Annotated in this window: 13 protein-coding genes; 5 read left to right on the top strand and 8 right to left on the bottom strand. The window is 38.7% G+C overall.

The window, feature by feature from the left end; translation table 11 throughout:
- Together ssuE and MKY07_RS09945 are read left to right on the top strand one after the other, a co-directional pair.
- Window positions 1–534 (top strand): NADPH-dependent FMN reductase, encoded by a 534-nt coding sequence (gene ssuE / locus MKY07_RS09950; RefSeq protein ID WP_339261881.1) that lies wholly within the window; start codon window positions 1–3, stop codon window positions 532–534.
- 187 nt (window positions 535–721) lie between these two features.
- On the top strand, window positions 722–1,615 hold the full coding sequence (locus tag MKY07_RS09945; protein WP_339261877.1) for a 3-hydroxyacyl-CoA dehydrogenase: 894 nt from the start codon (window positions 722–724) through the stop codon (window positions 1,613–1,615).
- 73 nt (window positions 1,616–1,688) lie between these two features.
- On the opposite strand, the gene MKY07_RS09940 is transcribed toward MKY07_RS09945, so the two are convergent.
- Genes MKY07_RS09940 through MKY07_RS09930 form a run of 3 tightly spaced genes read right to left on the bottom strand, consistent with a single transcriptional unit; the run spans window position 1,689 to window position 4,148 of the window.
- Window positions 1,689–2,744, bottom strand: a complete 1,056-nt coding sequence (locus tag MKY07_RS09940) for an LLM class flavin-dependent oxidoreductase (protein WP_014823772.1) — start codon at window positions 2,742–2,744, stop codon at window positions 1,689–1,691.
- Between the two features lie 12 nt (window positions 2,745–2,756).
- Window positions 2,757–3,695, bottom strand: coding sequence for a ring-cleaving dioxygenase (locus MKY07_RS09935; protein WP_339261875.1), 939 nt, complete (start codon window positions 3,693–3,695; stop codon window positions 2,757–2,759).
- An 18-nt stretch (window positions 3,696–3,713) separates the two neighbouring features.
- On the bottom strand, window positions 3,714–4,148 hold the full coding sequence (locus MKY07_RS09930; RefSeq protein WP_339261874.1) for a MarR family transcriptional regulator: 435 nt from the start codon (window positions 4,146–4,148) through the stop codon (window positions 3,714–3,716).
- Window positions 4,149–4,287: 139 nt separating this feature from the next.
- Here MKY07_RS09930 and MKY07_RS09925 point away from each other — a divergent pair, with 139 nt between their 5' ends.
- The gene (locus MKY07_RS09925; protein WP_339261872.1) at window positions 4,288–4,722 is read left to right on the top strand and encodes a DUF4362 domain-containing protein; all 435 of its coding nucleotides are present in this window, start codon (window positions 4,288–4,290) and stop codon (window positions 4,720–4,722) included.
- A 56-nt stretch (window positions 4,723–4,778) separates the two neighbouring features.
- Here MKY07_RS09925 and MKY07_RS09920 read toward each other — a convergent pair whose 3' ends face one another.
- The 3 genes from MKY07_RS09920 to mscL form a co-directional block, all read right to left on the bottom strand.
- Complete coding sequence (locus MKY07_RS09920; RefSeq protein WP_339261870.1) at window positions 4,779–5,942, bottom strand: aminotransferase class I/II-fold pyridoxal phosphate-dependent enzyme; 1,164 nt, start codon at window positions 5,940–5,942, stop codon at window positions 4,779–4,781.
- Window positions 5,939–7,054 (bottom strand): methionine biosynthesis PLP-dependent protein, encoded by a 1,116-nt coding sequence (locus tag MKY07_RS09915; protein ID WP_339261868.1) that lies wholly within the window; start codon window positions 7,052–7,054, stop codon window positions 5,939–5,941. The genes MKY07_RS09920 and MKY07_RS09915 overlap by 4 nt, the downstream gene beginning before the upstream one ends.
- 182 nt (window positions 7,055–7,236) lie before the next feature.
- A complete protein-coding gene (gene mscL / locus MKY07_RS09910; RefSeq protein ID WP_008403687.1) occupies window positions 7,237–7,629 on the bottom strand; it encodes a large conductance mechanosensitive channel protein MscL in 393 nt (130 codons plus the stop codon).
- A gap of 141 nt (window positions 7,630–7,770) precedes the next feature.
- Between mscL and MKY07_RS09905 the strand changes: the two genes are divergently transcribed.
- Complete coding sequence (locus MKY07_RS09905; protein WP_008403686.1) at window positions 7,771–8,454, top strand: lytic transglycosylase domain-containing protein; 684 nt, start codon at window positions 7,771–7,773, stop codon at window positions 8,452–8,454.
- A gap of 53 nt (window positions 8,455–8,507) precedes the next feature.
- Here the strand turns inward: MKY07_RS09905 and MKY07_RS09900 are convergent, their stop codons facing one another.
- Together MKY07_RS09900 and MKY07_RS09895 are read right to left on the bottom strand one after the other, a co-directional pair.
- On the bottom strand, window positions 8,508–8,768 hold the full coding sequence (locus tag MKY07_RS09900) for a GlsB/YeaQ/YmgE family stress response membrane protein (RefSeq protein ID WP_008403685.1): 261 nt from the start codon (window positions 8,766–8,768) through the stop codon (window positions 8,508–8,510).
- A 169-nt stretch (window positions 8,769–8,937) separates the two neighbouring features.
- Window positions 8,938–9,480, bottom strand: coding sequence for an isochorismatase family cysteine hydrolase (locus MKY07_RS09895; RefSeq protein WP_339261864.1), 543 nt, complete (start codon window positions 9,478–9,480; stop codon window positions 8,938–8,940).
- Between the two features lie 674 nt (window positions 9,481–10,154).
- Here MKY07_RS09895 and ilvD point away from each other — a divergent pair.
- Window positions 10,155–11,825 (top strand): dihydroxy-acid dehydratase, encoded by a 1,671-nt coding sequence (ilvD, locus tag MKY07_RS09890; RefSeq protein ID WP_339261862.1) that lies wholly within the window; start codon window positions 10,155–10,157, stop codon window positions 11,823–11,825.
- Window positions 11,826–11,907 lie beyond the last annotated feature (82 nt).

The following is an 11,907-nucleotide window of genomic DNA, read 5'->3' as shown; positions in this document are numbered from 1 at the left end:
ATGATAAAAGCAGTTTTAATTAATGGTGGAAACAGTGTGACATCCCGATTAACAGGCGTACAGCAATCGATTGAATCATTGCTTGAGCAGTATGGTATTTCGCATGAAACAATTCAGGTTCATCAATTGCCTGCGGAAGATTTAATTACTGCGAACTATGCGAGTGAAACGATTGCAAAAGAAATTGTCAAAGTAGGGGAGGCTGATATCGTATTTTTCCTCACACCGATTTATAAAGGCTCCTATACTGGTATTTTAAAAACATTTATTGATTTGCTGCCGCAAAAAGGCCTGGAAAACAAAGCAGTCGTACCAGTTGCAATCGGCGGATCGATCGCACATTTATTAGCATTGGAATATTCATTGAAGCCGGTACTTTCTATTTTAGGAGCGACAACAATTTCAAGTCCAATTTATATCGTTGATTCACAAGTAACAAAAACGGACACTGGCTTTATAGTGGAAGAAGCAGCAAAAGAACGTATCGAAAAGGTATGGGAAAGTGTTGCACCTAAAAGTAAAGTAACTGTATAATTTGAAACCCGCGAAGGAGTCATTCCCTTCGCGGGTTTTTTATTGAATGAATGTCTCTGACTAATTGTCAATATATGAAGTAATCCTTTTCATTTTCTGTAAATATGGGAATACTCTCAATGGATTTCGTTCATTTTAAATGGAACAGGTTAAAAGTAATTGAGCTTATTACAAAGGAGAGGTCCATATGAATTATAAAAAGGTTACAATTGCGGGCAGCGGTGTATTAGGAAGCCAAATCGCTTTCCAGTCTGCATTTTTCGGATTTGAAGTAAGTGTTTATGATATTAATGAAGACGCAATTACTAAAGCAAAACAGCGGATGGCAACATTAAAAACAACATATGGCAAATATTTTCAAGACGTTGACCGTGCAGAAAAAGCATCTAACAGTCTTAAGTTTTACTCCGATTTAGGAGAGGCGACAAAAGATGCAGATCTTGTTATTGAAGCAGTGCCGGAACGTATAGAGATCAAACAGAACTTTTATGAAAAGCTCGGGAAAGTGGCACCTGAAAAAACAGTCTTTGCTTCCAATTCCTCAACATTATTACCGAGTCAATTTGCTGAGTTTACTGGCCGTCCGGAAAAGTTCCTGGCCCTGCATTTTGCGAACTCGATTTGGCAAAACAATACTGCGGAAGTAATGGGGCATCCCGGAACAGATAGGCAGTATGTGGAACAAGTGGCAGATTTCGCACGGAATATCGGTATGATTCCGTTTGTACTGAAAAAAGAGCAGCCAGGCTACATTCTTAATTCTTTATTAGTACCGTTTTTATCTGCTGCAATGGAACTTTGGGTGAAAGATATAGCAGATCCCCAAACGATAGATAAAAACTGGATGGTTTCAACTGGCTCGCCACGCGGACCATTTGCAATATATGATATTGTAGGAATGGAAACACCATATAACTTAAACTTAATGCGTGCAGAACACGATCCTGGAGCTAAATTAGTAGCTGAAAAAATTAAATGTGAAATGATCGATCAAGGTAAAATGGGTGTTTCAACAGGCGAAGGCTTCTACAAATACCCGAATCCGGCCTACATGGATCCTGACTTTTTAAAATCGAATTAATGTATAGTGAAAAATATCCACTTTTCTCCGAGAGAAAAGTGGATATTTTGGATTATGAGTCAACCGCTTCATTTTATTTCGCAGTATACTTTTTAATCGCAGGGATGATCTCGTTACCGATCAGTTCAATATTTTTCATTACTTTATCAAACGGCACACCGCCAAAATCGATTTGGGCCATGAAACGCTGCATGCCGAACAATTCATATTGGTACAGTATCTTTTCAATAATTTGGTTCGGACTACCTACCATGAGTGCATCTTCCACTTGAGGTGCCTGTTCCACTTGCCAGCGCGGATAGCCTTGACCGCGAATTGCCTGGAAACCACCGCTTAAATGCGGGTGCATCCCGTCAACCGCTTCTTTTTCCGTTTCCGCAACATAAAACAAACTCGTCGTTGCAATCGGTAAAGATGCAGCATCAAATCCGTTGCGATCTGCGGCTTCACGGTATGCATCAACAGAAGCTTTAAAGTTAATTGAAGGTCCGCCTAATGTTGTCAGCATCATTGGAATTCCCATATAGCCAGCTTTAATCGCACTTCCGGGAGGTCCGCCAACAGCACGCCAAATCGGAATCGAGCCATTTAAAGGTTGAGGTAAAATATGTGCATCTTTTAAAGCAGGACGGAATTTTCCGTTATAGTTAACAACCGTATTATCATTTAACTGTTTAAGCAAAGCGAGCTTTTCCTCAAAAATTTCTTCGTAGTCACGCAGACTAACCCCGAACAGCTCATGTGCGCCAACCCTTGAGCCGCGTCCTGCAACAATTTCTGCACGGCCATTTGAAAGTAAATCGATTGTCGCAAAATCCTCGTAAACACGAACTGGATCCGCCACACTTAATACCGTCGCAGAGCTTGTCAGTTTGATGCTTTTTGTTGCCTGGGCGATCGCACCAAGTACGACTGTATGCGCCTGTGTTGTAAAATATTGCTGATGACTTTCACCGACTGCAAATACTTCGATGCCTGCTTGTTCTGCTAATTGACTTGCTTCGATAATTTCCTGAATTCGCTGCTGTGCAGAAATGCGTGAACCAGTTAAAGGATTCGGAATGTGGTCACCTAATGTATAAAGACCAAATTCCATCCCGTTTTTTTCATTGATTCGATATTGTTCCATTTCAATGCCTCCTTATAAAATTGGCTTTAATTTTGCTGTAATTTCCGCACGCTGAGGTTCTAAAAAATCCGGTAAATCCAATTGTTCCCCGAGCGACTCCACATCGCCGTCGCGTAAAAAGCCTGGTCCATCTGTCGCAATCTCAATTAAAATCCCGTTCGACTCACGGAAATATAAGCTTTTAAAATAGAATCGGTCAACAATGCCGGATGAGATAAATCCTCGCGCTTTTACTTGTTCATCCCAAAACGCCAATTCTTCATCATTTTTTACTCGGATGGCTAAATGGTGAATACTGCCGCGACCAGGTTTTTCCGATGGTCCATCCTGTTCAATAATGTAAATTTCCCCAAACATTTCACCATTGATTGATTGGAGAATGGCAGTCGTTTCATCCTGTGTTTTCAATTCATAGCCAAAAATTTCAGTTAATGTTCGAATCAGTTTCCCTTTATTTTTCACAGTTATTTCAACAGTACCCATTCCTTGGATTTGATGTTCAACCGGAATCGGGGATTTTTCATACGTTTCCCAATGTGCCACCTTTGTATTGGGTGCAGCTATAAGTGCCAAACGCAAACCTTCCTCATCTTCAAAAAGGAGGGAAGGACGGTTCGCATAAGTTGTAATACCATCATTTATTACACCTAATTCATCCAATCGAGTTACCCAATAGTGCAGGCTGTCAACACTTGGTACAATCAGACCGATTTTTGTAATGGCATTTGTGCCTCGGTGCGTCCGCCCGACTAAAGGAATCTCAAAAAATGAAAGCTCTGTACCCGGACTGCCTGTTTTATCACCATAAAAGAGATGGTACATTGATGTGTCATCCTGATTAACTGTCACTTTAACACGGCGTAATCCTAAAATATCACGGTAAAATTTGTTGTTTTGCTGTGCATTCTTCGTAATCATCGAAATATGATGATGTCCTGGAATTGTATACATTGTTCATTCCTCCAATTATTATTTACTGCGCTTTTCGCTATTTTTTTGGACACGAGAGATTAATTTATATAGGGTTTTTTGCTCTTCCTTCGTTAATGTTTCATCGAAAAAAGAGGTCTGGAAGGCGAGTTGGGCGTCATACGCATTGTTTAAAAGTTCAGTACCTTTTTCAGTTAATGAAATATATTTTGTTTTCCAGTTTTGCTGTCTAATAATCAGTTGTTCTTGCTCAAGTCGTGCCAGCATACGGGAAATTCCACCTTGTGTTACTGTCACTTTTTGTGCAAGCTCCGATTGGGGAATCGGTTCAAATAAAGAGATTTGCATTAGGACATCGAATTTCGCCGTAGTTAAATCAAATTGCTTTAAAAATTCATTCGAAAGGGTATTACTTTCATGGGTAAAGCGCATCATTCGCAGCCAAATGAGAGAGCCTAATGTATTACTTTTCATCTGTACACGTCCTTTCTTAGTTATCACTTTACTACTCAACTGACAAAATGACAAGAATAATATCTCGGATTCGAAATAAAATATTACTGTAACTATTTTCCTTTTTTAACGTCAACTTTAGAAAGGGGATGAAGGATGAATGAAAAAAATACTTGTATTTAGTTTGTTGCTACTTTTAGCTGGTTGTAATGATAACGTGCAGCATTTCGAAACAATGGAACGGGCGCAAATCGAATCTATAGATAATGATCGAGTGATTGATCAACATGGACAGCTTGAGAATTCGGATTTATTCCATCAGTTTTTGAAGGATGTTAAAGATAAGGAACAAAAGACACTTAAAGTAACTCGCTATACAATCGAGGGTGCACCAATTTATTGGGCTGTAAAATTTAATGGCGAGCATTTTAACATTGAAATTGATAACAGGGAAGACGAATGGGGAAGTAAAAATATTGAAAACTATCAATGTGATAAATTAGCGGAGGAAGTAACCGGTTCATTAACAGATTATAACTTTACGTCTTGTGACGGCGGCTTTGAAATCAATTTATTATCGGTAATTAACGAATAAGCGACATTATAAAAGGCCGATAAAATCTACTTTAAGAGATTTTACCGACCAGTAATTTACTTGATTTTATTTGCGATTTCCAATGCTTGAGTAAAGTCTTCAATCAGATCATCTTCATTTTCCAAACCGACTGAAAAGCGCAGCAAACCATCAGTAATTCCGCGTTTTGCACGTTCTTCAGGTTCCATTGCTGCATGACTCATTTTGGCAGGGTACGATAAGATCGATTCAACACCGCCAAGACTAACCGCAAATACCGGAATTTTCATCGCTTCCACAAAAGCTTTTGCAATCTCATAATTCGGTAAACTAAACGATAATACCGCACCTGCTGAAGTTGCCTGTGCAGCATGAATTTCAAATCCTGGGTGAGTAGGGAGGCCAGGATAATATACTTTTTCCACTAACGGATGTGCATGTAAAAATTGTGCGATGCGCATTGCAACACGTGTTTCCTCGTTAAAACGTACTGCCGTCGTCTTCATGTTTTGAATTAGTGTGTAGCAATCCTGTACACCGAGTACAGAACCGAATGAATTTTGCACGAAATAAATTTCATTACCGAGCGCTTCATCTTTCGTTACAACAAGCCCAGCTACTATATCGGAATGCCCCGATAAAAACTTTGTTGCAGAATGAATGACAACGTCTACACCTAACTTCAGCGGCTTTTGATGCAACGGTGTCATAAACGTATTATCTAAAAACGTTAGCGCACCATGTTGTTTCGCGATTTCTACCACAGCACGGATATCGGTAATACCTAATGTAGGATTCGAAGGTGTTTCCATATAAATTAATTTCGTTTCCGGTCGTACTGCTGCTTTTACTGCTTCCGTGTCAGTGAAGTCGACAAATGTATGCGTAATACCGTAACGTGGCAATACTTTTGTAACGAAACGGTACGTACCACCGTAAACGTCTTCTGTAATAACAATATGGTCGCCTGCAGATAAAATCATAAAGCAGGCAGAGACAGCAGCCATACCTGTAGCAAATGCAAACCCTCGATTACCGCCTTCAAGTTCGGCAATGGCCTTTTCCAATGCGGCACGTGTCGGGTTTCCTGAACGCGCATAATCATATTCACCAAATTCATCAATCGATTCCTGATGGAAAGTCGATGATAAATACATCGGTACGTTTACAGCGCCTTTTTTATCGGCATAGCCTTCACGGATGGCCCCGTGTATTAATGCTGTTTCAATGCGGTTTGTCATGCAAATTCACCTCGTAACGAATCGAAAACTTGCTGTAAGTCTGCGATTAAATCTTCTGCTTCTTCAATACCTACTGAGAAACGTAGTAATCGGTCACATACACCTCGTGCAACACGTTCCTCATACGGCATATCGGCATGCGTTTGCGTAGCAGGGTAAGTAATAAAACTCTCCACGCCTCCAAGACTTTCAGCAAATGTTATCAACTTGATTCCTTTTAAAAACGGGTTGACCATTGATCGATCTTTGACGCGGAATGACAGCATACCGCCTTTTCCTGTATACAGTACATCTGTCACGAGAGGTTCATTCGCCAAGTATTCCGCAACTTTTTTTGCATTCGCATCATGCTGTTTTAAACGTAAATGCAAAGTTTTCAGTCCGCGAATCAGCAGCCATGAATCCATCGGTGAAAGCACCATACCAATCCCGTTATGGTAGAATGCTAACTTTTCACATAATTCAGCACCTTTTGCTACGACTAGACCTGCCAATACATCATTATGTCCACCAATATATTTCGTTGCACTATGTAAAACAATATGTGCACCTAATTCAAGGGGACGCTGAAAATACGGAGTGTAAAATGTATTGTCGACGATTAGCAATAAGTTATGTTTTTCCGCTAGTGCCGCAAATGCCACAAGGTCGATTTCCTGCATTAACGGGTTTGTCGGAGTTTCGATAAACAATGCTTTCGTATTTTCATTGATTAAACTTTCAACCTCTTCAATGTTAGTAAATGGGTTATATACCGGTTTAATATTGTAGTTTTCCGCAAATGTTTTGAATAGACGATATGTTCCGCCATATAAATCTTCCGGAACGATTAATTCATCGTTCGGTTTAAATAATGACATGACAAGCTGTACTGCAGCCATTCCTGAGCTGCATGCAAATCCCGCATCGCCGTTTTCCAGATCTGCGATTCCTTGTTCAAGGATTGTACGAGTAGGATTTTTAGTTCGTGTATAATCATAGCCTGTCGATTCACCAATACCCGTATGCTGATAGGCTGTCGACATATAGATCGGTGGATTGATCGCACCTGTTTTGGCATCACTTAAATTTCCGAGCTGTACTAATTTTGTTTCAATTGAACGTTGTGACATGGATTACACTTCCTTACATGAATTTACTAAACATTTCGAATGAATCGAGTATTACATCAATTTATCATGAACAGATGAAAGGAACAATAGGAGAAACGAGTATTAAGTAGAATAGGGGAATAATTGAATTAAAAAACAAAAAAACCTGGAATACGTTCGCTCCGTACTCCAGGATAAAAAAATTATTTGGCTTGTTCATTTTTTAATAAGTCACGGATTTCTTTTAACAGTTCTTCTTTTGTATCGAGTTCCGGTGTCGATTCTTCCACAACTTCCGCTTCTTTTTTACGGTTTAATTTAGTCAGTAATCGTAATGCCATGAAAATAGCAAATGCGATAATAATGAAATCGATAATCGATTGAACGAACACACCTAACGCTATTTGTGCTTCACCTGATCCAAACTTCCATTCGTTTGTCAGATCGATTCCGCCTGTAAGCATCCCGACAAGCGGCATAATAATATTTTCAACTAATGATGTAACAATTTTACCGAATGCTGCACCAATAACAACTGCAACAGCTAAATCGATAACATTGCCCTTCATCGCAAATTCTTTAAAATCTTTCCACATAATATAGCAACTCCTCTTATAATATTACACAATTTCTAATTCTAGCGATTGACACTTTAATTTTCAACAGTGAAAATTACCTGCTTTTTTAGTAGAATGAGAGATAATGAATTCATTATGTATAATAGATTGGTGGCATTTATGGCTAAAAGTAAGAAAAAGAAACCTGTTCTCTCCCCGAAAACAAAAATATTAACAATTATTCTGCTTATCCCCATCACTTTAACAATTTATATTGTTGCTTATTTTAGTTGGCAGCAAATTCGTGGTTGGCCTTTTACGGAAAAAACGGTGTATCAGCAAATCCAGGAGCAGTTTGATTTGGAAATTCCAATCGAATATATCCCTGTATATGTTGCAGCAGAACAAAAATACGGTGTTCCATGGACGCTTCTTGCCGCACATCATCGCGTAGAAACCCGGTTTTCCACAATGTCTACACTTATATCACCGGTTGGCGCAGAAGGCCATCTTCAGTTTATGCCTTGTACATTTGTAGGCTGGCAACACCCATCATGCAAAGACTTAGGGCAGGGGGAAATTCCGGAACATGATAAAACGAATCCTGCCGTTATTAAAAAATATGGCGGATATGGGGTCGATGCAAACGGTGACGGTATAGCTGATCCTTTTGATATTGAAGATGCCGTGTTCAGTGCAGCTAAATTTTTATCAATCGCCGGTGTAAATGATGGGCAATTGAAAAAAGCGATATTTCAATATAATCATAGTGATGAATACGTAGAAAATATCTTATTCTACTATAAACAGTACCGTGATTACGGGAATCAGTTGAAAAAAATTGCGCTTGATGAAAACAAATAAAAAAAGTGTGACGTCAAGTCACACTTTTAAAACTATTCTAGATGCAGAAATATTTAATTTGTTGCTTTACGCATTGAGCGTAGGATAAAGCTTACAATAAAGATTAAGACGATGGCACCGATTAATGCAGGGAATACATAGAAGTCTGATACTTTCCAGCCCCAGTTACCTAAAATCATGCTACCGATCCATGAACCGACAATACCTGCAATAATATTACCGATAATGCCTCCTGGTACATCCTTACCTAAAATTACTCCTGCTAACCAACCTAAAATACCACCGATAATTAAAAACCAAATGAAACTCATCATTCTTTCCAACTCCTTTGTTTAAGATTATGAATTATAATTGCATCTAGTTATTTATTTCCTATCATGCAAAAGCTTAAACATTTTTTTAGCTGGAAGTTTTTATGCAGTTCCGAAAATTATGGGAGTAAAATCATTTTATAGTGAATAATAAAATAATGTTACTTTTTAATTAAATAATGGAAGCACCTAAACAAGATTTGAAATGGCCAAGCGCCCATTTATGTCCGATTTCATTAAAACTTGCTACGGCATATTCAGGAATTTTGATTTTATAGCCTAAATTATAACTGTCTACCGCTGTGTGCAAAATGCAAATATCAGTACATACACCGACCAGTACAACTTCTTCCACGCCGCGTTCCCTTAGCAAAATATCTAAATTTGTCCCTGCAAAGGCACTATAACGCGTTTTATCAAATGAAATAACACAATCTTTGTATGTTACATATAGATCTTTTACCGAACCATACAGTTCCCGGCCTTTTGTTCCTGCAATATTATGCGGCGGAAACAATTTAGATTCAGGATGATACGGATCGTTTTCAACATGTAAATCATTGGCGAAAACGACTACATCTTTTTGTTGAATAAATTGCTCTATAAGAGTACTAATATTGTTTTCTATTGCCTGCCCCGGCTTACCGCAAGTTAATTTACCATCATCCGCTACAAAATCATACGTATAATCAATGACAATCAATGCTTTTTTCATCTTTCATTCACTCCTTTTCAATTGTAAGCTTATTATGCCATGGCTAAAGAAAAAATGTGATCGAGATTATAAAACTAAATATTCGAAATATTTTGATTTATTATGCCGAATGTTGTATAGTTAGGATATTAAAAAAATGGGGTGATTAATATGGATATGGCATTAAAGAAGAAACTGGATCGACAAGGATTAATTTTTGCAGGAATCCACAGTTTAATCATATTGAACTTTGCTATTGAATTATTATTACTCTAATAGATTACGATATTTAATAGAATCTAGCCTAATATTGCGCTAGGTTCTTTTTTGTGGCGAAAAAAGACGGGGCTCAATAAATATGTACAAAAAATTTTAAAAATTCAATTTTTGTAAAAAGTGTGACGAAAGAGTTAAAAGGTAACACCAATGAGGATGAAAGCGATTGCAATAAATCTTTACTTTCTGAATTGTATAAAAAATTCAAAAAATAGTGTTGACGTTCTAGTTCGTTTCGTACTATGATAACAACAATTTAGTACACCACATCACTCAAGCGACATTTTGATGTGAGCTTATAAGGTGTAAAACTTTCGATACTTTCTAATTATAAAATTTCGAATATTTGAAATTTAAATTGAATATCGAACATATAAAAACAACTAGAGTAAAAGCATTACGTTGAGGGGCGTTTAAAAATGAGAAGTGATATGATCAAAATGGGAGTTGACCGAGCTCCACACCGTAGTCTTTTATATGCTACAGGTAAAGTAAAGGCAAGAGATTTAGAGAAGCCATTTATCGGTGTATGTAATTCTTATATTGATATTATTCCAGGCCATGTCCATTTACGAGAATTTGCGGACGTAGTAAAAGAGGCCATTATTGAAGCAGGCGGGATTCCATTCGAGTTCAATACTATTGGAGTCGATGACGGAATTGCAATGGGGCATATCGGGATGCGCTACTCTTTGCCATCACGTGAAATCATAGCCGATTCAGCTGAAACGGTTATTAATGCACACTGGTTTGACGGAGTATTCTACATACCAAACTGTGACAAAATTACACCAGGTATGTTAATGGCAGCTGTTCGTACAAATGTTCCTTCTGTATTCGTATCAGGAGGACCAATGGAAGCAGGTACTTCTTCTTCAGGGAAAACATTATCGTTAACGAGTGTTTTTGAAGGAGTCGGTGCACATAAAGCAGGTACGATGACTGCTGAAGAGCTGCTTGATATTGAAAACAATGCGTGTCCAACATGCGGCTCTTGTTCAGGAATGTTCACTGCTAACTCAATGAACTGCTTAATGGAAATGTTAGGTTTAGCATTACCGGGCAACGGTACAATTGTTGCAACAAGCGAAAAACGTAAAGAATTAATTTACGAAGCAGCGAAGCATTTAGTACGCATGATTAAAGAAGATGTAAAACCACGTGACATTGTTACAAAAGAAGCGATTGATGATGCTTTTGCTCTTGATATGGCAATGGGCGGTTCTACAAATACAGTACTTCATACATTGGCAATTGCCAATGAAGCAGAAATTGACTACAACATTGAAGACATTAATAAAGTAGCAGAACGTGTTCCGTACATTGCAAAAATAATGCCGGCATCGGATATTTCGATGGATGACATTGCAAAAGCGGGCGGTGTTCAGGCGATTATTAATGAATTAACAAAAATTCCAGGGGCAATTCACCCTGACAGACCAACAATCGCAGGTGTTTCCATGAGAGAGCTTGTGAAAGACTATGAAATTACGAATGATCGTGTCATTCGCACAAAAGATAATCCATATAGTGCTGTAGGCGGACTTTCCGTGTTATTCGGAAATATTGCCCCTGAAGGCTCGGTAATTAAGGTCGGTGCGGTTGATCCTTCTATTAAAACCTTTACAGGCGAAGCGATTGTATTCGAATCACAGGAAGAAGCACAGCAGGCAATCGATGACGGCGTAGTACGTGAAGGACATGTAGTTGTCATTCGCTATGAAGGTCCAAAAGGCGGGCCAGGTATGCCGGAAATGCTGGCACCAACTTCTGCAATTCAAGGACGTGGGTTAGGAACGAAAGTCGCACTCATTACAGATGGCCGTTTCTCAGGTGCATCTCGCGGTATTTCAATCGGCCATATTTCTCCGGAAGCTGCTGAAGGCGGTCCAATCGCATTAATCGAAAATGGCGATACAATTATAATTGATTTGCCAAGCAGAACAATTAATCTACAAGTTTCCGACGAAATTCTTGCAGAGCGTCGTTTAAATTTAAAACCATTTGAACCAAAAATTAAGCGCGGCTGGTTGGCACGTTACTCAGCATTAGTAACAAATGCTTCCCAAGGCGGCGTAATGAAAATATAATCTGAATATTTTAAAGCGTTGATGAGGTTAAAGGATATAGAGTCTTGTATTTACCAGAGAGCCGGTATTGGTGGAAGCCGGC

The organism is Solibacillus sp. FSL W7-1472, assembly GCF_037969775.1.
GTDB classification, from domain to species: Bacteria; Bacillota; Bacilli; order Bacillales_A; family Planococcaceae; genus Solibacillus; species Solibacillus silvestris.
This window is presented reverse-complemented; position numbering and strand designations above follow the sequence as displayed.